Genomic DNA, 26649 nt, shown 5'->3' with positions numbered 1-26649 from the left:
ATTAAATTAACATGCTGCTTTTTCCAAAAGCACTTTTGGAAAACACAGGTAATACTTAGTAACGGGTTTAGACAATGCCTTTAAATTCAGCTGATCAGATGCATCAACAACATCTTCTATGGTACGGTCTTTCTTTAATATATGTATCGGTTCACCTGTTTTATTGTAGGCCTGATTTTTGATTTTACCTTTAAATACAAAATAATCGGCTTCTTTTTCTGATAAATTATTCAATTTCATTAAACGATCACGTAATTCTATCACCTGAGACTTATCTACTTTTTCGGCCTGCATTTTTATTTTAAGTAAATCACGATTAATGATCATTTTACTTAATTCACTTAATACATAATCATCGTTAAACTGCCATGATTTAATAGCCCCCATGATATCGAAGTCATCAAGGTACGAAAATTTAGTAAGTACCTCTTCATTAAAATCTTCCAGATTAATCTTATTCTGTAAAAAGAATTGAAGCGGATCACTTGAAGATAAGATTACACCTTGTTGAGTGAGTTCTTTAGCTCTTTTAAGAATTTTGGTAAGGATAAGTTCAGCAGCTACACTGGTTTTATGCAAATAAGCCTGCCAATACATCAACCTGCGCGCTACAAGAAATTTCTCGACAGAATAAATTCCTTTCTCTTCAATAACAAGCATATCATCCTGAACATCGAACATTTGGATCAACCGTTCAGAATTAATATTACCTTCTGCTACACCCGAATAAAAACTATCTCTCTTAAGATAATCCATACGATCCATATCCAGCTGACTGGAAATTAGCTGCAGCATAAATTTTCGATGATATTCTCCTTTAAAAATTTGTATAGCCAACGTTAATTTGCCTTCAAAAATCTGATTCAGCCTATCCATAAACAATAACGAAATAGCTTCATGATTTACATTCTCAACAATACTATGTTCCATAGCATGCGAGAAAGGGCCATGCCCAATGTCATGTAATAAAATGGCAATATTAAGTGCGGTTTCTTCTTCAGTACTTATATCCGTTCCCTTAAATTTTAATACCTGGATGGTTTTTTGCATAATGTGCATACAGCCTAGTGCATGATGAAAACGGGTATGATGTGCTCCGGGATAAACAAGGTAAGACATACCCATTTGCGATATTCTGCGCAGTCTCTGGAAGTAAGGATGCTGGATAAGGTCATATACCAGCGGATTTGTAATGGTAATAAACCCATAAATTGGGTCATTTAATATTTTAAGCTTGTTTATTTCGCTCACAGTACTGCTAAATTTTAAACAAATATAATAATTAACGAAGTCTCAAAAGCGCGATTATCTTCTTTTTTACTGTATGCTGTAAGATATATTAACGTAAATTAATAATAAGCGTTAAACATAGGTTAATCATTTAGACGCAGCCAACTGAATAAGAACATAATACCTAATTTTACGAAAATAAATTTTATAGCTGCTATGAAAAAAATTGTGTTAAACCTGAGTATAGTTTTTGCATTAAATGCATTTGCTGCAACACAGGAGAAACACGATAAAACACTGCGGCAACCCCGAACCATAACCCAGGCACAGGTTGAAAAAGATGCGCTAATGGCTCAACAGGAACGCAAAAAAACATGAAGAGGCAAAAAAAAGCAGTGAAAGAAGAAAAGCAAAAAAAGAAGAAGATAATAGTAGAAAATCGAATGCAATTAACACATCTTCAATTAAAAAAACTTCAACACGGCCTGGAAAACAATAATAACGTTATTTTTTGTTACTTTAGGTTATTGAAGGAGAAGGTCTGTAAATCATATTTGCAGGCCTTTTTTTATTTTTACACTTAATGCCATACTATTTTACACTTTTACTTGTTTTTAGTATATCATTTTTATAAAAAAATTAGGTTTAATTTCCTTACTTTCCATTAACTTGCACGATAAATTCACGAATAATACTCCCTCATAAAATGAATGAGATAAAGATACTTTGGGTAGATGACGAAATAGACATGCTCAAACCACATATTCTTTTCCTGGAAAAGAAAAACTATAAGGTTACAACTGCTAATAATGGACAAGATGCATTAGATATTTTCGATGAGGAAAACTTTGATATTGTGTTTCTTGACGAAAATATGCCAGGCCTTAGCGGACTTGAAACCCTTGCTCTTATAAAAGAAAAAAAATCTTCTACACCAGTAATTATGATTACCAAAAGTGAGGAAGAATATATAATGGAAGATGCTATTGGATCCAAAATTGCCGATTATCTTATTAAGCCGGTAAACCCAAACCAGATATTACTTTCACTTAAAAAGAACCTTGACCACTCGCGTTTAGTATCTGAAAAAACTACTTTGGATTATCAAAAAGAGTTTAGAAAGATCGCTATAGACATGGGCATGGTTAACTCTTTTGAAGACTGGGTGGACATGTACAAAAGACTTATCTTTTGGGAACTGGAGCTGGAAAACATTGAAGATCAAAGTATGATTGAAATACTCGAATCTCAAAAACAGGAAGCAAACTCCCAGTTTGGTAAATTTATCGAGAAAAACTATGAAGACTGGTATTTGCCAAAAGCAGACAAGCCTGTTCTTTCCCATAATCTTTTCAGGGAACTTGTTGTACCTGAGATCCAAAAGAAAAAGCCTATTCTTTTTGTTGTAATAGACAACCTTAGATATGACCAATGGAAAGCTTTTGAAAGTGTCGTAGCAAATCACTACAAACTGGAAAAAGAAGCTGCATACTATGCTATTCTGCCTACAGCAACACAATACGCACGTAACGCCATTTTCTCAGGACTTACACCCCTTGAAATGGAAAAGAAATATCCGCAGTACTGGAAAAACGATGTAGATGAAGGTGGTAAAAACCTTTTTGAAGGCGAATTCCTTACAGAGCATTTAAAACGTCTTGGAATTAATATAAAACAGGAGTATTATAAGATCACTAATTATAAAGACGGTAAAAAACTTGTAGATAATTTTAAAGGGCTTAAAGATAACGACCTTACTACAATTGTATACAACTTTGTTGATATGCTCTCTCATGCTAAAACAGAAATGGACGTAGTTAAAGAACTGGCAAGTAATGACAAAGCATACCGTTCCCTTACTCTTAGCTGGTTCAGGAACTCACCTTTACTGGAAATGATTCAGCAGGCACAGCAAATGGGTTTTAAATTGATTTTAACAACCGATCATGGTACTATAAATGTAAAGAACCCAAGCAAAGTAATAGGCGATAAAAATACCAGCCTTAACCTTAGATATAAAACCGGACGAAGCCTTACTTTTGAAGACCGAGATGTATACCACGTTAAAGATCCTAAAGCCATACAGCTGCCTACTATAAACATGAGCAGTTCATATATCTTTGCAAAGAATGACTATTTCCTGGCTTATGTAAATAATTATAACCACTACGTAAGCTATTACAGAAACAGTTATCAGCACGGTGGTATATCGCTTGAAGAAATGATTATTCCGTTCTTAGTATTTAATCCAAAATAACGGCCAATCATATGGAGATTACCTTTTCCCTGGCGGAAATAGACAATGCAGCACAGCAGATACTGGCGCAAAATATAAAAAAAACAATACTCTTTCATGCTGGTATGGGTGTAGGCAAAACTACATTCATTAAAGCCTTAGCACGCCAGCTTGGTGTTAAAGACATGACATCAAGCCCTACCTTTTCATTAGTCAATGAGTATGAAACAGAAAATGGCGAAATACTATATCACTTTGACCTTTATCGTATAAATACGGAAGAAGAAGCGTATGATATGGGACTGGACGAATACTTTTATTCGGGTAATCTATGCCTAATAGAATGGCCCGAAAAAACACCTAATCTAATCCCTATTGACCATACTTCTATAACGATAAAACAACTGCCTGACGGCAGGCGTCATCTTACTGTGAAATAGTTAAGTAACTAGAGTTTTTTTTGTAAATTAGAGCCAAATATTCCGCTAAACCATGTCATTATCATTAACCCCTTTCACTAAACAGCAGTTACTGCCACAGGAAGAAAAACTTGAAGTTACCCGTCAAAAGAGTGAACTTTTTATAGGTATACCAAAAGAAACATCTTATCAGGAACGCAGGATAAGCCTTACCCCTGATGCTGTTAATTCGCTTACAGCACATGGTCATCGTGTAATGATAGAAGCTGGTGCAGGCATGAGTTCAAGCTATACAGATAAGGAATATAGTGACGCGGGAGCCGAGATAACCCAGGATACGAAAAAAGTATTAGGCTGCCCGGTAATACTTAAGGTCGAACCGCCTACTACAAAAGAAATTGAAATGATGAATCCTCAAACGCTAATCATTTCTGCATTACAACTAAAAACACAAAAGAAAGAATATTTTGAAGCATTGGCTTCAAAAAAGATTACAGCTCTGGCCTTTGAATTTATAAAGGACGAAGACGGGTCTTACCCGGCTGTAAAGTCACTTAGTGAAATTGCAGGAACAGCATCTGTACTTATTGCAGCTGAACTAATGATTAACCAAAAAATAGGTAAAGGGTTGCTTTTGGGTAATATAACAGGAGTCCCTCCTACCGAAGTTGTAATTATTGGGGCAGGAACTGTAGCCGAGTTTGCAGCAAAAACTGCATTAGGACTGGGTGCAAGTGTAAAAGTATTTGACAACTCTATTACAAAATTACGCCGCCTTCAAAATGCACTTAACCAACGTATTTTTACCTCAACCATACAGGAAAAATCGCTACTTAAAGCTTTAATGCGATGCGATGTTGCAATTGGTGCCATGCGCGGTAAAAACCGTACTCCTATTGTTGTTAGTGAAACAATGGTGGAGAACATGAAAAGAGGCGCTGTTATTATTGATGTTTGTATCGATACCGGTGGCTGCTTTGAAACATCGGAAGTAACAACGCATGAGAAACCTACATTTGTAAAAAATAACGTGATACACTATTGTGTACCTAACATTCCTTCACGTTACTCTAAAACAGCTTCCATATCAATTAGTAACATTATCAGTCCGTTTCTTTTACAAATGGCAGAAGACGGTGGCATAGAAAGTTCTATACGCTGTAATGCCGGACTTAAACATGGGATTTACTGCTATCATGGTCTATTAACGAACCGTTCTATTGCTGACTGGTTCTCTCTATCCTATAGAGACATTAACCTCATCGTATTTTAATAAATAAGCGAAGTTTTTATTGTGATATAAACCTCATCACGAACACAATGGATGCTATTATTACTCCCGAAGATAAATACTACATTAAGGATGTTGACAAGGACATAAAAAGTATCTATTGTCACCATGATTTGATGGGAGAACTACTGATACCTACACACAGGCATAAAAAAGCTCAGATGCTTTATACCGAAGGTGGAATTGTTCATGTTACTACCGAGACAAAAACCTATTTTCTTCCGGCACGTCATTTTATTTGGCTTCCTGCAGGCATAGCACACAGTATTCATCCGAATTCTACAGAAGTTATAATGCGGAATTTATATTTTCCCGTAAATTCTAAAGAAGATCTATTCTATGAGAATGAGGGTATCTACCCTGTTAATGATTTATTGTTGCAAATGATGCTTTTCACCAACCGGTGGAACGGCAACTTAAAACCTGGGGGCCGCAATTTTATTATTGCTAATGCGATCAAGGCTATTTTACCTGAAGTCTGCTTCACAAATCTTCCATTATCATTACCCTTTCCCAAAGACAAACGTTTAACAAATATTGTTGCCTGGCTTGATGCCAACTTAGGCGAAACAATTTTGTTTTTTGATTTGGCAAAACGATTTGGATTCAGTGAACGCTCACTAAACAGATTATTCCAAAAAGATTTAGGAATGTCGTTTATCCAATATTTTACTATCAGGCGAATTTTAAAAGCTATAGAATTATTGTTAGAGAAAAAAGTTCCTGTTAGCGAAGTAGCACAAGCCGTAGGTTATAGTAGTGTAACTACATTCAGTAATACATTTTTCAAAGTTTTGGGCCAGCGTCCTTCTGATTATCTGAACGGTAAAGAAATCCTGAAAAAAGGATAACACAAACCCTATAAATCCTTTACTATTATTGGAAACAAAAACATCTATTTATCTAAATAGATAGATGTTACATTTAAAATATATCAAAAAAATGCTACTAAATGCCTTGGCATTAACATTTGTCTGAAATGAATATATGTTTGACTTAAGTCGTTTTATTGTCTCAAATAAAATAGCGGAACTTTGCATCATATTCATTAGATAACATTATGTATCCTAAAAATTGGATTATTCCAAGGTCATTAAAAAGTTATTGTTCACTAGCGTCGCTGTCGATTTTTCTTAGCGTCACCTATTCTACCCAACTTCGGGCACAGCAGCCTCACAAAATTTCTCTTGCAAAAGCATTAAGTATTGCAAAAGCAAACAATCAAGTGATACTAAAATCCCAAATCAATAAAGAACTTTCAGAAGATAATATCACTGAAACAAAAAACCTCAGACTTCCTGAAATTGACCTTCATGGACTTTATTCCCGTATTACCAACTTAACAGAGTTTAAAGGTGGCTTTTTACAAGACAAAGCTGTCATTAAAACTATTCCTGAAATTTATGATATAAGCTCATCTTTTAGAATGCCTATTTATGAAGGTAATAAAATAAATAATACTATTAAGAAAGCGAAATATGAACGTGAGATTGCGAATCTTAATGTCGAAAAAACTGAAAACGACATTCAATTAGGAGTTGCCGTTATATTTCTGGAGATCTATAAGATGATAAAACTTCAGGAAATTATAGAAGAAAGCATAAAAGAAGAACAGGAACGACTAAAAGAAGTTAAGGCTTTCAATACACATGGGACTGTAACCAAAAATGAAGTGCTACGAGCTGAATTGCAATTATCTGACAGGGAATTAAATGCGTTAACTAATGAGAAGAACATGTCGATCGCTCTTTTTGAACTCAAGACATTACTGCAATTACCTGAAGATGAGGAAATGGTCATTGATACTACTGCTGTTCTTGAATCTGAAGCAATGATCTCTGAGTATAATTACTATCTGGATAAAACAATGAAGAACGAACCGATGCAGATTGCAGGTCAGGAAATTGAAATTAGAAAAGCAGAACGAGATATCGTCAAAAGTAATTATTATCCTAAGATCAGTTTTTTCGGAAATTATAACCTAAGGTATCCCAACTATATGTTTTTCCCTCCCAGTCCCTACCTCTATAGTTTAGGACAAGTAGGAATCGAACTGACTTATAACCTATCCGGATTGTATAAAAACAGATCGCGTGTAAAATCGGCCAACTTAAAAATAGCTGCTCAACAAACAGAATTAGAAATTATAAAGAATGAAGAAAAAAACAGGCTTTTTAAAAATTATACCCAACATCAGGAAATAGCAGACAAGCTTCCAGTAGCAGATAAGGCACTGGAACTTGCTATCGAAAATTACCGGATTGTAAAATTAAAGTATCTGAATCAATTGGTACTGATTACAGAGATGGTAGATGCCGATAATGCCTTATTACAAGCAAGATATAATAAAATTGCCCTGAATATAGATGTCGTGGTAAAACGATATGAATTGTTGCACACTGCCGGTATTTTAAATAAATAATTCTATTTTAAATTCTTACTGATCTATTAATGAAAACTCAAAAATCGTCAAAAGCTCAAAAGTCGTTCCACACAGTTATAACCGTTATTTCAATAGTATTGGTAACAAGCGGTATTGCATTAGCTATATGGTTCTATATTTTTCACAGAAACCATGAAGAAACTAATGATGCGCAGGTAGACCAATATGTAACACCTATCATGTCCAGAATTACAGGGTATGTACTGGAAACCCGTTATGAAGAAAATCAATTTGTCCATAAAGGAGATACACTTATTATAATAGACAATCGTGAATATAAAGCTCATTTGGATATGGCTTTAGCAGATGTTGAAAATGCAAAACAGAGTATCAATGCTATTGAGAAAAATGTTGCTACAACAAGCAGTAATACCTCTGTAAAACAATCGCAACTGGAGGCTGCAAAAACTGAAGTATGGCGATCTAATGAGGAATACAAACGATATGTAGCTTTATTAAAAGAAGACGCAGCTACCGAACAGCAGGTAGAGAAATTTAAAGCAAATTATGAACTGGCCCTGGCCCGCTATCAGGAAATTTCTAATGCTATCCACTCTACTTCGTTAAGTACTTCTGAGGCATCGTCTAAAATTCCAATGGCAGAATCGGTAATTAAATCAAAACAAGCTATTGCTGACAATGCTTCATTATTCCTTTCCTATACAGTAATCACAGCCCCTTATGACGGATGGACCGGAAGAAAAACAATTCAACCCGGACAAATGATCAAAGAAGGACAAACATTACTTTCTGTGGTTAGCAAAGAGAAATGGGTAACTGCTAATTTTAAAGAGACCCAAATAGAATACCTGTATATAGGTCAGGAAGTCGAAGTAAAAGCAGATGCTGTAAGCGGCAAAGCGTTTACAGGTATGATAGAATCATTGTCTCCGGCCAGTGGCGGTCGTTTTTCTTTACTGCCTCCTGATAATGCAACCGGCAATTTTATAAAGATCGAACAAAGAATACCTGTCAGAATAAAATGGGCAAGCGATGAACAGACTGATTTCCTAAGAGCAGGGATGAATGTACTTGTGGTCGCAAAACACAAATAACCTTATGTCTGCAACAAGTGTGTTCAAGCCTTGGGTTCCCAACTGGGCAATTATTGCGATCCTGTTTTTTTGTATGCTACATTCTATGGTTTTGTTGGGTGTATATACATCTAACATTACGTATTCTGCAAGCTTCCTTGATGTTGAAGCAGAAGATCTACAGTTCTCTTTGTGTGTTACCTACGGTACATTTCTGGCTACAATACTCATAGAAAGCAGACTGTTTAAATTCTTTCCTCCAAAAAAGTATTTTCTCGTAATTTACAGTCTTGCGGCGTTAACCTTTGTGTTTAATGTCTATACAGAGAACTTTTCTTTGTTCATTATTTTAAGAATGGCTGAAGGCGTTTTAATGGCTCTGCCATGGATTCCACTAAGGCAATTGCTTATTACCCGTTTTAAATCTAAAAATGCCGTAATTATAGGCTTTACAATTAATTACTCAGCTTTACTTCTTGCTTCTCCTTTTATAATGAATATTGCTGTGTGGCTGTTAGAAAATTATGATTGGAGTTATATGGCGTATGGTTCTGCAATTTTTCAAATTTTATGTGTAGGCCTGGTAATGCTTACTTTCAATGATACCCGATTTCATAAAAAAATGCCTTTATACCAAATTGATTGGGCGAGCTATGTGCTTATCCTTACCTCTATTTTATGTGGTACTTATTTCTTGATTTATGGAGAGAAAAAATATTGGTTCGATTCTTCTCAAATTACATTAGCGCTTATTATCGCTATGATAACGGGAGGTCTTTTTGTTATGCGTCAGATATTGGTTAAACGACCTTCGCTGGATATGAATGTATTTCGGTTTGCAAATCTAAGGACCGGATTTTTCATGTTTTTGCTGTTCTATATTGCAAGGGCAACGCTAAACATGTGTCATAGTACTATGCACATGGTTTGGAACTGGGAGCCGTCAAGAGTTGCACATGTGCAGTACCTCAATTTAGCCGGGAATATAATCGGGATGATTTTTGCAGCCATTATGGCTGCAAAAGGTGTGGCATCAAAAATTATATTCATAATTGGTTTCTCAATATTTGCCATATACCATTTTTGGTTCACATTCCTTTTTGTGCCAGATGCATCGTTGTATGATATTGCGCTTCCATATATTTTACAAGGTGTAGCAGTAGGAACATTGTTTGTTCCTTTAGTATTGTTTACAGTCTCATCTGTTCCTGATAAATACGCACCTTTCGCAGGTGTTATAGGCGTATCCGGACGATTTTGGGGAAGTACTATAGGGTTTTGCATAATCCAAAATACACAGGTCTATTTACAGCGTATTCACTTTACCAAACTTTCTCAATTTGTTATACCTGAAGATCCCGAAACGCAAAACCGCATTGAACAAATAACAAAAAATTTTATTGCTAAAGGTTACAATTCAGACGATGCTTATAAACTGGCGTTCAAGCAACTTACCGGATCAGTTTCTAAACAATCTATCCTGCTATCTAACATGGAAATATTTACTATTATAGGATATGGGTTAGCAGCTCTTGTTGTTTTTCTATTGGTAAACCGACATTTGAAGCAAACTTTCGATATTTTTAAGAACCGTGTTTGGGGCAGCTAATAAGTTTCTATAAAATATAAAACCCGCCTAAAAGACGGGTTTTTAAAACATTAATCTTAGTTGTTATTGCTTTATTATTTTTTGTGTAGCCATACCATTTTCTGTATACACCTTAACTAAGTATATACCTGTATTAATATTACTTAAATCAATACTATTAGAATTTAGAACCGTTAAAACAGTCTGTCCGGTAATATTTAATACTTCTGATTTTTGAACAGCATCATCTGATTTAATATTTAAAAACGATGCTACCGGATTAGGATAGACTGTAAAAGCTATCTTGTTATTTTCAGTTAATCCATTTACAATCTCTGTAGCCGGAATTGGAGTAAATGGCCTTCTTGCTGATGCAGTACCAAACGTAGCTCCAAACCATTTGTTATTTGTTAGTTCAGTTGATATGTTATTGTTTATAACCCAATTGGACATATTAGTTCCTTTGAAAGTATTCCACAAATTCCCATCTGCTTCTACACCTGTTAGATCCTTATAAACAATTGAAGTTATTTCGTTGTTTGTAATTGTAATGTTAAGATTTGTATCTGCTTCATCTATTAAAGCAAGTGCAGTTGCAGCAGTAATAACACCGTTGTATTTTATACCCCATGCATAGGTTACAGGCTCAGTACCTTCTGCATTAAAATCAATAATAATAACCGATTTGTTTTGACCGTCACCAATCCAATACGTAACATTTTCAGCATTAAACCAGGTAGAACTATAAGCAGGGTATGTAACTGTTGGTGCTACAGTTTCAGGCATAAACCCATAAGATACTCCATACCATCTTCCATTTAACAGTTCTTCGCTAACTCCACTGTTCATATACATTTCCTGAAGATTGTCTCCAGACCATGTACTCCACCAATCAGGATGTCCGGCAAGACCAGCATGGTTATTATAGGTTATATCTTCAAGAAAACCAATATTGCTCAGCTTAATGATAAATTTTGGTTCAACTGCAGCCATGGCTTCCAGCATATCTTTAAATGTTAACCCGGTTCCTTCGTTGTAACGGTAGCCCCACGCAAAAGACGGATCACTGCTTCCATCTCTAAAATCTACAACCAATACGGCAGTACTTGTACCCTCACCTACCCAAAACTTAATATCTGTTTCGGTAAACTGAGCGCATAATTTTGACGAAAACGTTAGTAAAAATAGTAAAAGACCAATAGTAAAAATTCTTTTCATTCTATGATTTATTAATTAATATACATTAAATCGCAAGAATAAAGAATAGAAGGCATGGCCTTACCCGCAAAGGAAAAGTTTAGCTTTCTATGCCTTTATCCTGAAAGCATCGAAAAAATGAAAGTTGGCAGGTCTTCTGACTCTCTTCAAATAATAAGCCTTCCCACCCTATCTGGCAGTGGCATTTATATTATTTTTTTTTATGAAGATTACAGCTGCAGGAACAGTCCGGGATTTACACCCGATTCCCTTTTAATACCATAAAAATGGTAACCAAAATCCGATGGCAAATATAGTACGGATATTAAAATACATAACACTTTATCTTGTTGAAAAAAGCAACATCTCATTGATGATTTGTTAGATAAAACTAAATTTATCAACCAATGATATATTTTTGAAGGTCAAACATATTGTTTTAATCTAATCTTAATAATAAATTAGACAATAACAAATAATAAAAAAGACTCCTAAATTAACAGAAGCCTTTTCTTATACAACTAATTTTTGAGTTTATCCAGTAAACTATTATAAGCATTGGAAACCGCACTGTCTTTAGCTTTTATAGCAGAATCTTTTAAATCTCCTTTTAATTTATCCAGCTCACCGTTGAGTGAGTCTTTATTAAGCAGGTTTTTAATTTCTTCAGCTGATTGTTTCATCTTAGTGATGTCCTCTTCAATAGAGTCTGTACCTAATGTGTTTTCGAACTCATTTTGGATCTCACTTTCAATTTTACCTTCAATTTCATTTTTCAGATTACATGAGGTAAGTATAATAACAGACAATAAAGCAATTGATAATGAAATGCTTTTTGATTTTATATAAAACATATTGTTTTGTTTTTTCTTTTATAGATATAATTAAACCATTATCTGCACTGGCAGATAACAAAAAACTAAGAAAAACAATAATGTTCAGGAGGCGGATTAAACACCTTAGAATATTTTTCAGGAAAATATGGCTGTTTATACTCCGTATGAAGTGCTGTTTTAAAAAAAGAGAAAAAGCTGCTTGTTTTTAAAGATAATACCATCTGAAAAAACTCATAATCCATAGTTTCAGAATCACGGTCACTGTTTTCAGGGAAAATATCTATTATATGTAAAATATCCTTCGTCGATTTATCATCCACTGTCTCAAGTTCATTAAAAACTAAATCCTCAATAGAATTCGTGGTATAAGCAATTGGATAGTCGAAAGCAAAAATGAGGCTTTGCAAAGCAATTAAACCACACAATATCCTGAAAATTGTATTCTGCATTAGTATATCCAATCTTTTAAATGATGTAGGCATAAAAAAATTGCCGTTTTTATTATAACAATTTTCGAGCCGTTTTCAGCAGCAAATATAATAAAGCTTACAAACTATCAATTCATAATAAATTTGGTTACCTGGCAACCATTTACTTTACATTGTTTAAAATATAGAATGTAGTCCAAATCTTCTATATTTTCAATCCGAAAAAGAGATAGTTTTGAACAGGAATATTCCGGAAAGTATAAAGTAAATAGACATAAGCAGAGCTTCAATTAAAACTGAAGCTCTTTTGTTTTAGGACGACATTTAAATTATCGCCTCTACTTATAATCAATTGAATAAAACATCAATTCCCATTAAACATTAAAATTAAAATCCCAATTAAAATACAAGCTGTAATAATCGTAAAAATGATTTTTACCGTACTATAAGGTCTGTTTCCAATGAGTTTCCCATTTCTTCCGTTTACATAAAAGTTATAAATTTTATTTTTATAACGATATGAACTTACATATACCGGTAGTAAAACGTGTTTAAAATGTATGTTATCGTACTGTGTGTTAACCGAACTTACACGCTGTTTATCTCCACCAATATCATGACGGATCTCTTGTACAATTTTTTCATCCATAACAATTTTCGCTGATTGAAAGCCTTCTTTTAATTTAATCTTATACTTTTCAGTAATAAAACCACTCAAAAATTGATCATTAACTTTTATTAACGCATCTGTATCCCATGGTTCTAATTCTTTCAAAGAAATCAAATCAATATTTCCGGATGCAGGAGTAATAACATCATTAAAAAAAATAGAAATAGTACCCGTAGCAGTATACCATCGTGTCCTTGTTTCAGTGCTTTTATTGTCACCAGTTCCTGTTGTAACTTGATAATTTTCGCCTCTTTCTCCCACATACACACTAAAGGTATTCACATCAAAAGTCCAATACGGAACATAAATACCAGTCAGTCCAATTGGAGAAAGAGCTGCTTTCTTTAAATCATTAGGAGCCCACCATAGACTGTCTACCCAATTAGCAAGTAAATTATAAACTTTTGGAGTATCTAAATTAAAAGGAAGTACATAACCCGGCTTTATAAATCGTTCCTCGCTAATATCATCTTCAACTAAAGGAGAACTGCAATAAGGACAATGTAATGACTTTAAACTTTCATTTATAGAGGAAGCAGATCCACAATTTTTACAACGAATTATTTTTTCTAATTCAAGACTTTCAGATTCAGATTTTTCAAGATAATCATTAAAATCTAATTCTTCAATTATTGTTTTTTCTTGATGAATTTCATTTTGTGTCGCACAATAATCACATATCAAAGTTGTAGTCCCGGGTTTATATTTAAGTCCTGCTCCGCAATTTGAACATTTAAAAATGTTTAATTCTTTTTCTTTTATTTCAATCGATTCCATTAGAATAATTAGTTGCCCGGTAAAGGTGGAGGGGTTTGTGTGAAAATATTTTGCAATTCAGTAACTGTTTCGGCATTTTCCCATCCGGTCATTCCGTGACTCCAAACTAAAGTCTCTTTTGTAAGTTGTCCGGTTTTTGTCATTTCTATAAGTTGAATTAAACTAAAAGGTCCTGATTGTTGGTTATTGAGAGCAATAAAATATTTTGCTTCTACTGGCAATGGAGGTGGAATTTGTTGATTTTGTGCAGTATTAAATGTTTGTGCAGGTTGAGATTGATTAAAAGCTTGGCCCATTTGGTTTCCCATTGCTAATCCAGCTCCCATTCCAACGCCCGCTCCTGCTATACCCGAAGGGTTATTTGCAGCCAATTCTATTGCTTTAGCTGCTTTATATTGGGTTAACTTATTAAAATCAATTTTATTTAACCTGCTAAGTTCAAATATTTCTTTTTTGATTTCTTCCGGCATTGAAACATTTTCAAGTAAAAACTTGCTGACCTCCATACCATAAGAAGCAAAATCATCTTTCATATAACTAAAAATAGCCATTGAAAGTTCATTCAAATTTGCGGCATAACTCTCTACTGGCATATTAGCTTCACCAATAGCATCTGTAAAACGACTTACTATTATACTTTTTAATTGTTCAACAATCTCTTCAGTTGTAAACTGTCCATCTGTACCTACAATTTCTTTTATGAATTTTCCAGCATCTGTAATCTTGAAAGTATAAGTTCCAAATGCACGAATTTCCAACATCCCAAAACGGTCATCATTAAGTGTAATAGCATTTTTAGTACCCCATTTTTGATCAATAAAATTACGGGTATTTATAAAATATACCTCCGCCTTAAAAGGACTATTAAACCCATACTTCCATCCTTGTAAAGTACTTAATATTGGTAAGTTTTGAGTATTAAGCGTATAAGTACCCGGATTAAAAATATCTGCAATTTTACCTTCATTTATAAAAACAGCCTGTTGTCCTTCCCTGACAATTAATTTAGCATTGTTTTTAATTTCGTTTTGAAATCGTTCAAATCTTGCTACAATTATATTGTTACTGTTATCGATGAATTCAATAATATCAATAAACTCATTTCTTAATTTATCAAATAATCCCATATACTATTATTATAATTAATTTCATTTTTATTCAATATAAATATAGAATTTAAATTGTTTTCTAACTTTAAAAAAAAATCTTTTCTACAATTTTAATATTAAATAAAAGGATAACCTTTCGATTATCCTTTTATTTAAGCGATGAGTTTTCTGAATTTATAAATTTTATAGTGATGAAGCTTTAATCTATGAATCGGTTTGCAGCAGCCTTCAAACCTGTAAAAATCAGTAGTACTATAACAACTAAAAGAAACCACAAAGAGAAATCCCAAGTTTTCCCAAACTCATATAAGCTACCAAATACAGGAGGTCCAAATGCTGCAAGGAGATACCCGATCGATTGCGCCATACCAGATAGACTTGTTGCTGTGTGGCTATCTCTGGTACGTAATACAAAGAACATCATTGAAAGACTGAAAGCCAATCCCGAAGCTATCCCAAAAAGTATAACCGCACTATAAATATACTGCAATTGAAAAAGCAGTATCAATAAGATGCTACTGAACATTCCTGCCCCAACAATTAAAACCAACATTTTTTGATTGGAAAGTTTAGAGGCAATAATAGGCCCTAGAAAAGTAATAGGAAGCATTGCCATTTGCATATAAAACAGAACCCATCCGCTTTCTTCTTTTGCCATACCAAAATCCTGCAGCAGCATAGGAAGCCAGGTCACAATGCAATAGTACAGTAAGGATTGAAGTCCCATAAAGATACTAATCTGCCATGCTAATGATGATTTAAAAATGTTTTTATCTCTTTTTGCAATTCCTTTTTTTTCTACACCCTTCGATCTTTTTAATGCAAGAGGCAGCCATAACAACAAACAAAGCAGGCTAACCCATATCCATATTCCTAAAGAACCTTTCCAACCAAGTCCTGTTTCCCTACCAATAGTAATACTTAAACCAGAAGCAAGGGCAGCTGTAAGACTCATAAAAACGGAATAAAATCCTATAATCATTCCAGCTCTATCAGGAAATATTTTCTTTATATAGCCGGGAGCTAAAACATTCCCAATACATATTGCAGTACCCAGTATTGCCGATCCTAAAAATAAGGTTGTCACAGTACCCACTACCCTTACATACAATCCAACCAGCAGTAAGATAATTGAAAATAGAATAAACTTTTCTATATTGAGTTTTCTCGATAGCTGTCCCACAAAAATCGATAGTAATGCGAATGCCATTAAAGGAATCGTTGTCAGTAATCCTGCCTCACTATTTGAGAGATCCAAAGATTTACTGATCTCGGTCATTACCGGCCCGAGTGCCGTTATTGGAGCACGTAATGTAGAGCCAAGTACTAATATCCCCAGGAAAGGCAGCAAGATTCCAAAAGAAAATCCTGCATTTTTTTTACTTTTTATTTTAATTTTATACATATACTTTTTTTTGTTTTGCAAATTTAAAATGAATACTATAATTAAATTTGCCATATATTTAATCTAAAACGACAATCTATGGAGCCTGGGTTACAGTATGAAGAGGCAAACGAATTAGTAGATTACATTGCAAAAAAAGCCTATGTCTGGTTTGAGGATAATTGGGTACACGATACTAAAGAGCACTTTCATAAAAGAGCACAGCTAGTCTATGTAGAAAAAGGGTTTCAGTACCTGCACGTAGATGGGCATATCTACCTGCTGCCTCAAAACCATGCTGCATGGATACCATCCAATCTTCCACATAGAACTACAGCCGTTTCAGATAATATAAACTTGAGAACCATTTTTTACACCATTACTCAAGAAGGGAACTTCTATGATAAAGTAAGGATATTTTCTGTTCCACCCGTACTACGGGAAATTATCTCGTACTCATCCAAGTGGAATAAAATAGAAGAACATTCTATTGAAGAAGAAGCCTTTCTAAATGCAATTTTGGTAGGTCTGCCTACTTTTTTTAAAGAAGCCATTTCTTTAAATATTCCGGTTCCAAATGATCAGCGACTGTTAGCAATAAGTAATTTCATTATTGATAATTTTAGTGGTGATTTACAGGTGAGTATAATAGCAGAAAGCAACAATATGTCGTTGCGATCCTTAGAAAGGATATTTAAGAAAGAAACAGCAATCACAATGTCAAAATATATTCAATTGGTTCGGGTCATAAAAGGAGTTGAGTTTTTAAGTACCGGAAAATATACAGTATCACAGGTAGCCTATCTTGTGGGTTACAAAAGTTTACCCGCATTCAGTTCCAGCTTCTTTCAAATACTAAATAAAAGACCGAATGAATTTTTATAATATAAATTACCACAGCAATGCGACAAAAAAAGTCAAAACTTGAATCTTTTCTAGCTGTAGGTATAAAAATAAAAAACCTCCAAAGTCATTTGATTTTGGAGGTTTATAAATTTCGTGGGCTGTCAGGGTTTGTAATCGAACACCTAATCCCTATTTTAACATTTTTTGAAAATATAAAATAAACATCTGAAATGACAGGATAGAGTAAATTCGGGATAAATTTCTTTTGGTTAGATTTGGAAATTCAAAAGCATTTGCTTTTTTAATCATTTGTTGCTTAAAGCAATTTTAGTTTTAAGTACTTCCTTTAGAAGTTCATGATCTTCAGGTAATTCTTTTTGTGCAATGTCATAAAGTATTTCACACTTTTCTTTTAGAGCTATCGATTTAAAATTAGGTTTTATCGCGTCGTTTATAAATTCGTTTCTAATCAAATCAAGTGATTCTTTAATGCTATTTTTGGTCATTTTTTAGTTTTTATGAGTTAAAATAAGTACAGAAATGTGTGTTTTTAATATGCAATTCGTTTCATTGTATTCCAAAAAGTGGCTTGATTGCTTCAAATGCTCCAGACGAAATAAGATTTGTAAAAATTGGTAAACCTACATTCGAAATAAGTTTTCCAATATTTAAAAGTTGTGGTTTTATATCATTTTCCTTTTCAAGTTGTTTTACTGCATAATTAATCTCTAGATTAAAATCTTCTCGAATTGATTTGTCAAGTTTTTCAATGTCGACTCTTAAAGCAGAAAAAACATCATTAATTTCCGATGTTGTGTAATTTATAATTTGTTTTTGAGATGAATGATTTGAATTTTGTTGAATTTGAATTGGAGCATGGACGTCGCCAGTTTGAATGGTATATGTTCCAATACTTGCGCTTTTTTCTTCTTTAGATTCCAACCACTTTTCAATGATTTCTGCATGGGCAGGTTTTCCATTTTTTGAACGAGGAAGAATTACGTAACGAATTTGTGCTAAAAATTCAGTTTTTTCGCCTTCATAACGAGAAAATTGGTAATCTAAAAAATGTGGAACTTTATAAATTGGTTTTATTGCATACATTGCTTCACGAAATTTCATGTCGTACTCAGCATCAGTTGCAGGCTTTAAATAAGATTCGATGTTGATAGCTCCTAAACCTTCATTGGTAACTCTGTTATGTTTTATTTTATCATCGAAAAATTTAATTTCAAATTCATGTGGCTCATCACCTTCTTTAGCAATTGCGTAAAAATTTTTCATTTTAATATAATTTTTAAATTTAGAAAGTATCAGAACTTTGATTTATACTCGAAGATTTCTGAAACAAATTATAACTTTATATACAAGCTACTTATAGTTTATATCGACCTTAATTATAGGTGCATTTACGCTTGGTAATCAAGTGCAAGTTTTTACAATAGTACACAAAAAACAGAATACTACGATTGATTTTTTTTAATAAATCGTAGTATTCTGTTTTTAAGACAATAAACAATTAAGCGGAGCAGTTTATAATGTATATTAACAAAAAACAATGCCATTGGATTCCAATGGCATTGTTTGTCTTGGTTTGGGGCGATAAGGGAATCGAACCTTTGCGGTTAAATCCCTTGCCAGCGGCTATTTGCTTTGATCAAAAGTGATTCTGCCATGTTTCTGCCACAAACTTTCATTTAATGCAAAAATGCCACCTTTTAGGGGTAGCATTGCATTTTGCAGAGGAAGAGGGATTCGAATTATCGTCTCAAAAGTAATTTTAAGGCCGCTTTTTGACTGTTTTAAGGTGCCACAAACAGTTTAAAAGCTTGGTAAGCTCCCAAATTTCAACCGTGCAATGAAAGATGACAGTTCCTAGTCTTCAATTCTCATCTTATATTTTTAATAGGCTTCTGCACGAAGCTGACTGTATTTAAAAAGAACACTATAATACGATTTGATAATGTGCCATCTCTGTGGTATGCTATGTGCCATTTAAAAGGCTTGTATATAGCACTTAGAATTCCTGTAGACAGAACCCAAAATCAATATAGTCAAAGCTATTTTTGTTTTTTCTGTTGACCTGGTGCATAAGGTTTTGCGCTTTTGCTCCCCGACATCTTTTTAGCCTGACCCGGAGGGATTTTCCCAGATCGTGAAGATGAATGATGAACGCTGCAACCTGCCATAAATAAAGACAAAATGCAGGTTAGCAGTAAGGTTTTTAATAAAGCATCGGTTTTCATAGTGATTAATTTGCATCAAAATTACACTATTTTACTTTATCGAAACTACATTATTGGATATTCTTAAACTATCAATTGTTAATGATTCTACACCCTCCATCTCTTTTATAGTATTACAGAACCGGATATGGCAATGGCCATCCTTCCATATTTCAGGTAGGTACTTATATTTTACTAAATATACACTATAAGTAGCGTAAATACAACCATAAGTATTTGCGTTTTTTTGATTCGGGAAATGCACCCATATACCTTTGCAGTATCGAAAAAACAATAAAAAGCTAGTCTATGTTAAATACTAAAATGATCGGCAATAAAATTACCAAGGACGAAAGAAAATAAATATTTCTCAAGCGCAACTTGCTGGGTTTCTATTTATCAGCCCGCAAGCAGTTGGGAAATGGGAACGGGGAGAATCAATGCCGGACATCACTACTTTTAACCGGCTCGCAGAAATTCTGGGTGTTGACCTGAACTATTTTTCAGAAAATCCCCAATCTGATGATGATGAAACGGTTTTTAAAGTTGATAGTACCAGTGACATTGAACAAACGACACAGGAGGTTACTAATCTCTCACCCACTCAGGAGCGACAGTTACGGATAAACCTCACTGCGGTCAATCTGGAAGAGAGTGATTTTGCAGGCGTTATTTTACACAAAGGAAAATTCAAAGCGAGCCCGTTGTGCAGAGCTAACTTCGCTGGCGCTGACTTGACCGGCAGCTTGTTTGAGGTCAGTGATGCACGTGAAGCCAATTTTGACGGTGCAAATCTGACAGACTGTACCTTTTCCATGACTGACCTTGTGGGTGCAAGTTTTTACAAATCCGTTCTGGTAATTACCAACTTTAACAAGTCATTGTTGGCCGGAACAAAATTTATAGACGTAGAACTGACCGACGTTAAGTTAACCATGATTGACCTTAGAAAAACAATCTTTGAGAATTGCGTCTTTAACGGCGTGGATTTCAAATATTCCGACCTTCGGGAAATGCATTTTGCCGGGCATACCTTCATTGGTGTCCAGTTTGACAAGTCTGCTCTGAACGACGTTTCATTTACGGGAGCAACGCTCAGGAACGTATCATTCCGTCTACCTTTTTCCGTAACAAACAGATCTTATCGTGCCTTTAAAACTGTCTGCTTTGACGGAGCCATTATGGATAAGCTGACCTATGCCGGGCTTAAGCAAATAGGTTATCTTAAGGTAGTTTTGACAACATTAGTCTGATATTACCTAAAACAAGTTCAGGCTCATCAAGTTGGATAAAATGTCCTGCCTTTATTGTTGTTATATGTGTGAAATCCGTTACTCCGGCCTTAAGTGATTCCTGAGCATCGTACCATAGTTGTCTATCGGCTATATCATGTTCACGATCAATTTTCATGCTATTTATTGCGATAACCGGAACATCAGGCAAATTCGGCAGTCCTGCCATGTATCTAAAATCCTCGATTAATTGAAGGGTTTCTGACGCTATTCCCGAATTTGCGCCATAATCAGCTTTAAAAGCATTATAAAGAGAGTCTATCTGACGCTGCGAAAAACGGTTGTACTTTTCGTGAGAAGCATCAACAAATACTAAGCCTGCAACTTTCTTAGAATTCTTTATGGCAAAATCTCTAATAATCAATCCTCCCAATGAATGCCCTACAAGCAGTACTTTTCTTCCATTTGCAAATTTATTTACAATTGTTTCAAGTTCACTCCTTAATTTATTGATATTTCTAGGTTCAGTATCAGATTCTGATTTCCCATAGCCAGCTCTATCATATAATAAAACGTCAGAATCTAAAAAATTAGATATGGATATAATTTCCGAGGATTTTCCGGTACTATACCAAGACGTATGGTCATTGCCGAGACCAGATTCAAAAACAACCAAATATTTTGATTTTTTAGATATGGTGTATGCCATCAGTCTGTGCGTTCCCAAATCTACTTCAGTTCCAGGATGTTCTAAAGCATAATTTTTATCATCGTCTGAGCAGGAGGTAAAAAAGAGAGCAGAAATAGTGACTATGAAAACATATAATAGTCTAATTGTATTGGCTTTGTTTAGATTTAATTTTTGCAATGCGTTTTTTAATATCATCAGGACTATTTTAATTTTTTAAAGTAAATTCGATACAAATATTACTATTTCTTAGCATCCTAAAGTTCTGATTTATGAATCCGAACCTATTTAAAAAACAAAATTTAACCCGCAAATTTACTATTTACAAAAAGACACAAAATATTATAAAACAATTTGCGACATAGGGAGATTTGCTTTTTTAAATTCAGAAGGAGTTTGATTGGTCATTTTCTTAAAAGTAGTATTAAAAACTGTTTTAGAATTGAAGCCAACTTCAAAAGCAATTCCTATTAAACTTAAATGTTTCATGTTAGGATCCTGAATCATTTTTTTTGCTTCTTCGATGCGGTATCTATTGATAAATTGATAAAAATTTTCATTACAACCCTGATTAATGATGTAAGAAAGTGTATGAGATGAAACATCTAATTGAGAAGCCAACTTGAACAGGCTTAATTCAGCATCCAAAAAAGGTTTTTTATTTTCCATTAGTTGAATTAAGCTAGATTTAATTTCTTGTAAATCTGTCTCTGAAACTATTTTTTTCCGGTTTAGTTCTAAATTTGAAGTTTCATTTATAATGAGGTCAATATCTTCTTTTTCTTTTTTATTAAACTGAAAAAATTCTTTTTGTTTTAAAGAAAAATATGCAATAAAAAAGATCCCGAACAGATAAATGAGACTGGCAAGATGGTCAAAAAAAACATTGGTTTTTGCCAATTTAAAGACATTATCAATTAACCAAAGAACTGCTAAGAACAACACACAAATGACTACTCTCTGTAACCATTTTAAGTTGATTGCATCTGTATTGGAACTATACAATAACAGATTCTTTTGATAGGCAACAATTTTTCTACAAGCCGCAATACAATATGAAATAACCTGAAGGTAAAAAATTAAGTTAAAAACATTAATAATTATATCGGCATTTTTTTTATCGACAGTCTTAGGTGGTGGCACCTCAATCAGGAGAGAAAGCAAAAGTAAAAGTAACATTATAAAAACAAATGCAAAATGAAAATTATCTCTTGCCCTCCATTTTCTATCAGGTTGAACAAAATAAATTACGCTAAAATAAAAAACGGGTGCGATTATAAAATCCGTTATTCCCAGCCAATCATTTATGAGTGTTCTCATTTTCAAAAACTCAGTTTTTTCTAATAGATCATTAAATTGAATAAAAAAAATACATAAAATAAAAGAACCAAACCATCGATTAGCCTTACTGTTTACTTGATTGATATTGGCAAAGATTAAAAATGCCAGTAATAATGTTGTTCCCGCAACAAAGAAGCTGATTAGTTGATCCATTAAAAAAATTTAAGACATACATTTTTTGGTTCGTGAAAGTCAAAAAAACACTGGTTTCGGAATTAGAATAATGCATTTTCCAACAACCGAAACAAACCTAGTAAATTACATTCCTAACAAATAAATAATTCAAACAAATTTTAAATTATGTTATACTATATCATTTTTATAGTTGGCACAATACTGTTTACAGTACTTGATCAGTTTAAAAGTAGTTAGGATATTGCTTTAAATATTTCTATCGAGCGAATCTATACCCGCTTTTTCAGTATCTTTCTTCAAACAGTTTTTTTATATATGTTACCAAACGTTCAATATGTTACCAGACCTTCAATTCAGTGCTTCCGGCCGGCAGGTATAAAATAGCTGGTTTTTCATCACCATCTGTTCCGGCTTCTGTATCATATTCAAGTCTTAGCATGTCCTTCTTATCCTTAGCCGTCCTTAGAAGCACTAATTTCCCGCCAGCAAAAAATACCATCTCATAATTTGCTATCGGATGTACCTTTCTATTTTTAACATCCAATCTTGCTCTGTTAATGTCAGCATTATCACTTTTATCTACGGCGATCAGTTCCGCTTTATTTGCATATAAATAGGTGCAACTTTTTAAATCACTGTATTCAAATTCTTTTGCAAAAGACAAGCCATCACCTTTTACTAAAAGTTCCTTAAGCAGCTGGTACTTTTTTACCACTTTTTGTTCTATGTCCGCTATATTTTTCAGCTCCTGAGCATTCTCCAGATCCTTGCTGAAATCAAAGGGGACCTTTGCTTTAAAAGGTATCTTTATTTCAAAGTACTTTAATTTTCTGTCGCCAATGTCTTCAGGTAACTCAGCGCCCGCCAGGACACGATGGGCGTCTACGCCTTCATCTTTATCAGCAGCATACCGCACTTTTAGATCAAGGTCGGCATTCGCGGCAATATACTCCTCTCCCTCCTTTGGAAACACCTGTACAGTAATCATTTGCGTACCTGATTTTGGAATGTAGTTATTTAAGTAAAGGCTCATACTTTCTCCATAATTCTCGTAAAAAGTAAGCCAATGTGGAATGTCATTACACAAAACCAATACCCTGCAGTTGTTCTTGTTTACCTGTAGAGAATAAAGCGGTCTCTTATCAAATTTCTTTATTTTGTCATACATTCTGCTTTGAAATTCTATGATCTCTTTTTCCATCACTTTTTTATTTTGTTTCCCTTTTTCCTGTGCGAAGCTATTTATAGTGACTATCAGAAAAAGCGCTGTTAACAATTTATTATAATACATAAATCTTTCTTTTATAATATTGGATACGTAATCGACAACTGCTTGAAGATCTGGGCTTCGGACGGAATGCATCGCTATTGACTAGGTTTCCGGATGGCAAACCGGCCGCCTTTTTCGGCTTCAGTTTTTGCATTAAAGAGCGTAACCAATGCATAAGTATAGCCCTTGCCGTAATAACCTATCGGATCTGAAGTCACAAAGAAATCACGTAATTCTTCCGTATGCCAGGTTTTTCCTTTATCTGCTGTCCAAACATAATTATAGTAAGCCCCTTTTTGTACCATCGTATAGTAATAATCACCGAAAATTTCCAGATGATCACTTCCTTTAGGCAATGGCGTTACTTCCTGAGTTTTTAAATTTTTTAATGACAGCTCCTTATTCGATGCCTTTTCCAGATAGGTATAGGTTTCCCTGCTTACCGGATCCCTAAAATAACTGCCCTCACATACATATCCTTCAGGAGCGATTTTCTGGCTGGAAACGGTTCGTTCTCCGGTAATGAAATTAAACCTTATCAATTGGTTTGCTTCGATGTATTCGATCTCGTTCGCTGAAGCAAAAACATACGCGCCAAAACCATCTGACACATACAGACCCATATTTTTCCAGGTTTTACCACCATCTAAAGTATACCTGATCTCGCTTTTCGCTTCCTGATCTGAAGTTTCGCGGTAAAATGAAGCCACACCAATTGTTGTGGAGTAAAAGTTGATATTATTGATTTCTTCGTTTTTAAATTCCTGAGTTACTTCCCATTTATCAAATGAAGGGAGTGCCTTAATCAGCTGACTGGAGCCTTTGTTTTCATTTACTAAAACTACGATATGGCCCGCCGATACGGCTTCCCTAAGCGTACCTTTACCCAAAACATGTTTTTTCAGCGTCTTTCCTCCATCCGCAGATACAAAAACAACCGCTTCCTTTTCCTTAGCGGAATAATCTTCATCGCTATCACCACTGTTATCGCCCAATAAAATGACCTGGTCTTTATTGAGTACTAAAATCTGGTTGAAACGGTATTTACTTAACGCATCAAAGAAATTGTTGAGGAGTGTTTCTCCCGGTATTTTATTAAAATCTATTAACTCCCAACTCCTATTTGTTTTTTTGTTTTGGCAGGATTCCACGCTAAAGAATACGGCCAGCAATAAGAAAGTAAGGCTAAAATATTTCATCCCAATATTCTTTTAATTTGTCACCAGCCTTTTTAACGACTTCCCTGGTTTCTTTTTGCGTTTTTTCTTATGTAGCCTACTCTTATCATAAATCAAGTTATAATGGGTTTTCTGAGCGAGGGCCCAGGAGGAAGCCTTTCAATGCCGCCTTTAATTATAATTAATTCTAATGTCTGGTCTATTTTAATAAAGTATAGGATTTTGTAAATCATTATCATAGATATCCAATGCTTGCGCCAAACATGTATTTACACCTTTCAAGCCACATACAGTCAATGTAAGTAGAATCGTTTCTTTTATTTCATCCCTAGTGGCACCAAGTTTTTTTGCCATTGGTACGTGAAACATGACTGCTGTTTGATCTCCCTGAGCCACCTTAATGCCAAGATAAATTAACTGCTTAGTTTTTTGATCAAGTGCTTTGGTATTCATGAGTGATTCCACCAAACCATTAAAACCTTCAAATACTTCAGGAGATTCTTTTTGGAAAGCTTCGTAAGGATTTTGTTTTTCCATTTTTTTTGTTTTAATTTAAAAAGCCCTTTTCATTATTACTACAGGTATTGCTTACAACCTCAATCATAGTTTAAAATGTTACGCCTTCTTAAAAGTAATGCTATTTATTTTATTTGATTTTATACGTTCAACAAAAAGCTCTGATGCCACAACTTTGTTATCAAAAGAATTTCGTACAATGTTGTACATCATTCCATATTCTTCAAGGGGCTCTTTTTTTAGTGCTATTTTCGAAAATTTATATGAACCATCAACAGGATGTTTTACAAATTCACTTTTATCCAGATCATAACAGTCCACTCTGTTATAAATATTTATGGCCGAGTAACTATCACATATTTTATCCTTATAATTAAAGGTAGATCTAAAAAATTGGACTTCTTTCGGGAAATTCATATCAATAATATTGACTAATCTATCGGATACAAGCCAACCACCGCCAACAGATTCGATAAGATCATAAGTTAATAATTTATCAAACTCTACATCACTATTTTTTGCATCGTTGTATTTTAAAGGAAATTTTGCCTCTTCACTAATAAATTTTCCAATAGC

Annotated in this window: 26 protein-coding genes and 1 riboswitch; of the genes, 10 read left to right on the top strand and 16 right to left on the bottom strand. The window is 34.1% G+C overall.

The features are described from left to right. Positions 1 to 6: 6 nt before the first annotated feature. Positions 7 to 1251, bottom strand: a complete 1245-nt coding sequence (locus tag EPI11_RS08665; protein WP_128389569.1) for an HD domain-containing protein — start codon at positions 1249 to 1251, stop codon at positions 7 to 9. A 195-nt stretch (positions 1252 to 1446) separates the two neighbouring features. Between EPI11_RS08665 and EPI11_RS18960 the strand changes: the two genes are divergently transcribed. The 8 genes from EPI11_RS18960 to EPI11_RS08630 all read left to right on the top strand — a co-directional run bounded on the left by EPI11_RS18960 (position 1447) and on the right by EPI11_RS08630 (position 10262). Continuing rightward, the gene (locus EPI11_RS18960; protein ID WP_164879137.1) at positions 1447 to 1608 is read left to right on the top strand and encodes a hypothetical protein; all 162 of its coding nucleotides are present in this window, start codon (positions 1447 to 1449) and stop codon (positions 1606 to 1608) included. 328 nt (positions 1609 to 1936) lie between these two features. Continuing rightward, positions 1937 to 3487: a T9SS response regulator signal transducer PorX gene (porX, locus tag EPI11_RS08660; protein ID WP_128389568.1), complete on the top strand. Its 1551-nt coding sequence runs from the start codon at positions 1937 to 1939 to the stop codon at positions 3485 to 3487. A gap of 11 nt (positions 3488 to 3498) precedes the next feature. After that, complete coding sequence (gene tsaE / locus EPI11_RS08655; protein ID WP_128389567.1) at positions 3499 to 3906, top strand: tRNA (adenosine(37)-N6)-threonylcarbamoyltransferase complex ATPase subunit type 1 TsaE; 408 nt, start codon at positions 3499 to 3501, stop codon at positions 3904 to 3906. Positions 3907 to 3958: 52 nt separating this feature from the next. After that, positions 3959 to 5158 (top strand): alanine dehydrogenase, encoded by a 1200-nt coding sequence (locus EPI11_RS08650; protein ID WP_128389566.1) that lies wholly within the window; start codon positions 3959 to 3961, stop codon positions 5156 to 5158. 47 nt (positions 5159 to 5205) lie between these two features. Continuing rightward, on the top strand, positions 5206 to 6027 hold the full coding sequence (locus EPI11_RS08645) for an AraC family transcriptional regulator (protein ID WP_128389565.1): 822 nt from the start codon (positions 5206 to 5208) through the stop codon (positions 6025 to 6027). Positions 6028 to 6236: 209 nt separating this feature from the next. Beyond that, complete coding sequence (locus tag EPI11_RS08640) at positions 6237 to 7598, top strand: TolC family protein (protein ID WP_128389564.1); 1362 nt, start codon at positions 6237 to 6239, stop codon at positions 7596 to 7598. A 29-nt stretch (positions 7599 to 7627) separates the two neighbouring features. Further along, positions 7628 to 8674: an HlyD family secretion protein gene (locus EPI11_RS08635; RefSeq protein WP_128389563.1), complete on the top strand. Its 1047-nt coding sequence runs from the start codon at positions 7628 to 7630 to the stop codon at positions 8672 to 8674. A 4-nt stretch (positions 8675 to 8678) separates the two neighbouring features. Further along, positions 8679 to 10262 carry an efflux MFS transporter permease gene (locus tag EPI11_RS08630; protein WP_128389562.1) on the top strand — a complete coding sequence of 528 codons (1584 nt, stop codon included), beginning with the start codon at positions 8679 to 8681 and terminating at the stop codon, positions 10260 to 10262. Between the two features lie 63 nt (positions 10263 to 10325). Here EPI11_RS08630 and EPI11_RS08625 read toward each other — a convergent pair whose 3' ends face one another. From EPI11_RS08625 to EPI11_RS08600, 6 genes are all read right to left on the bottom strand, one after another. After that, complete coding sequence (locus tag EPI11_RS08625; RefSeq protein WP_128389561.1) at positions 10326 to 11459, bottom strand: T9SS type A sorting domain-containing protein; 1134 nt, start codon at positions 11457 to 11459, stop codon at positions 10326 to 10328. Between the two features lie 109 nt (positions 11460 to 11568). Further along, a riboswitch (cobalamin riboswitch) is annotated at positions 11569 to 11752 on the bottom strand. Between the two features lie 207 nt (positions 11753 to 11959). Next, on the bottom strand, positions 11960 to 12292 hold the full coding sequence (locus EPI11_RS08620) for a hypothetical protein (RefSeq protein WP_128389560.1): 333 nt from the start codon (positions 12290 to 12292) through the stop codon (positions 11960 to 11962). Between the two features lie 65 nt (positions 12293 to 12357). Then, the gene (locus EPI11_RS08615) at positions 12358 to 12723 is read right to left on the bottom strand and encodes a hypothetical protein (protein WP_128389559.1); all 366 of its coding nucleotides are present in this window, start codon (positions 12721 to 12723) and stop codon (positions 12358 to 12360) included. A gap of 343 nt (positions 12724 to 13066) precedes the next feature. Next, positions 13067 to 14149 (bottom strand): hypothetical protein, encoded by a 1083-nt coding sequence (locus EPI11_RS08610; RefSeq protein ID WP_128389558.1) that lies wholly within the window; start codon positions 14147 to 14149, stop codon positions 13067 to 13069. A gap of 8 nt (positions 14150 to 14157) precedes the next feature. Beyond that, complete coding sequence (locus tag EPI11_RS08605; protein ID WP_128389557.1) at positions 14158 to 15276, bottom strand: SPFH domain-containing protein; 1119 nt, start codon at positions 15274 to 15276, stop codon at positions 14158 to 14160. Positions 15277 to 15457: 181 nt separating this feature from the next. Then, positions 15458 to 16663, bottom strand: a complete 1206-nt coding sequence (locus EPI11_RS08600; RefSeq protein WP_128389556.1) for a CynX/NimT family MFS transporter — start codon at positions 16661 to 16663, stop codon at positions 15458 to 15460. 78 nt (positions 16664 to 16741) lie between these two features. On the opposite strand from EPI11_RS08600, the gene EPI11_RS08595 reads away from it, so the two are divergent. Continuing rightward, positions 16742 to 17527, top strand: a complete 786-nt coding sequence (locus EPI11_RS08595) for a helix-turn-helix domain-containing protein (RefSeq protein ID WP_128389555.1) — start codon at positions 16742 to 16744, stop codon at positions 17525 to 17527. 266 nt (positions 17528 to 17793) lie between these two features. Here the strand turns inward: EPI11_RS08595 and EPI11_RS08590 are convergent, their stop codons facing one another. The 3 genes from EPI11_RS08590 to EPI11_RS08580 all read right to left on the bottom strand — a co-directional run bounded on the left by EPI11_RS08590 (position 17794) and on the right by EPI11_RS08580 (position 19734). Beyond that, positions 17794 to 17994, bottom strand: a complete 201-nt coding sequence (locus EPI11_RS08590) for a hypothetical protein (RefSeq protein WP_128389554.1) — start codon at positions 17992 to 17994, stop codon at positions 17794 to 17796. A gap of 61 nt (positions 17995 to 18055) precedes the next feature. Continuing rightward, positions 18056 to 18772, bottom strand: a complete 717-nt coding sequence (locus EPI11_RS08585) for a hypothetical protein (protein ID WP_128389553.1) — start codon at positions 18770 to 18772, stop codon at positions 18056 to 18058. A gap of 776 nt (positions 18773 to 19548) precedes the next feature. Then, complete coding sequence (locus EPI11_RS08580) at positions 19549 to 19734, bottom strand: hypothetical protein (protein WP_128389552.1); 186 nt, start codon at positions 19732 to 19734, stop codon at positions 19549 to 19551. A gap of 338 nt (positions 19735 to 20072) precedes the next feature. Between EPI11_RS08580 and EPI11_RS08575 the strand changes: the two genes are divergently transcribed. Next, positions 20073 to 20966, top strand: a complete 894-nt coding sequence (locus EPI11_RS08575; RefSeq protein ID WP_317125637.1) for a pentapeptide repeat-containing protein — start codon at positions 20073 to 20075, stop codon at positions 20964 to 20966. Here EPI11_RS08575 and EPI11_RS08570 read toward each other — a convergent pair. The 6 genes from EPI11_RS08570 to EPI11_RS18955 form a co-directional block, all read right to left on the bottom strand. Further along, complete coding sequence (locus EPI11_RS08570) at positions 20938 to 21831, bottom strand: alpha/beta fold hydrolase (protein ID WP_128389551.1); 894 nt, start codon at positions 21829 to 21831, stop codon at positions 20938 to 20940. The two genes, EPI11_RS08575 and EPI11_RS08570, sit on opposite strands and share 29 nt — an antisense overlap. Positions 21832 to 21975: 144 nt before the next feature. Further along, positions 21976 to 23127: a helix-turn-helix domain-containing protein gene (locus EPI11_RS08565; protein ID WP_128389550.1), complete on the bottom strand. Its 1152-nt coding sequence runs from the start codon at positions 23125 to 23127 to the stop codon at positions 21976 to 21978. A 319-nt stretch (positions 23128 to 23446) separates the two neighbouring features. Further along, on the bottom strand, positions 23447 to 24310 hold the full coding sequence (locus tag EPI11_RS08560) for a hypothetical protein (protein WP_128389549.1): 864 nt from the start codon (positions 24308 to 24310) through the stop codon (positions 23447 to 23449). 164 nt (positions 24311 to 24474) lie between these two features. Beyond that, the gene (locus EPI11_RS08555; RefSeq protein WP_128389548.1) at positions 24475 to 25578 is read right to left on the bottom strand and encodes a hypothetical protein; all 1104 of its coding nucleotides are present in this window, start codon (positions 25576 to 25578) and stop codon (positions 24475 to 24477) included. 183 nt (positions 25579 to 25761) lie between these two features. Beyond that, positions 25762 to 26094: a carboxymuconolactone decarboxylase family protein gene (locus EPI11_RS08550; RefSeq protein ID WP_128389547.1), complete on the bottom strand. Its 333-nt coding sequence runs from the start codon at positions 26092 to 26094 to the stop codon at positions 25762 to 25764. 78 nt (positions 26095 to 26172) lie between these two features. Continuing rightward, positions 26173 to 26649, bottom strand: a 477-nt coding sequence (locus EPI11_RS18955) for an imm11 family protein (protein WP_164879134.1), incomplete at its 5' end; no start/stop codon positions are given.

Source organism: Flavobacterium cerinum, from assembly GCF_004028155.1.
Taxonomy (GTDB): Bacteria; Bacteroidota; Bacteroidia; order Flavobacteriales; family Flavobacteriaceae; genus Flavobacterium; species Flavobacterium cerinum.
Note: the sequence above shows the minus strand (reverse complement) of the source record. Positions and strands in the feature narration are given on the sequence as shown.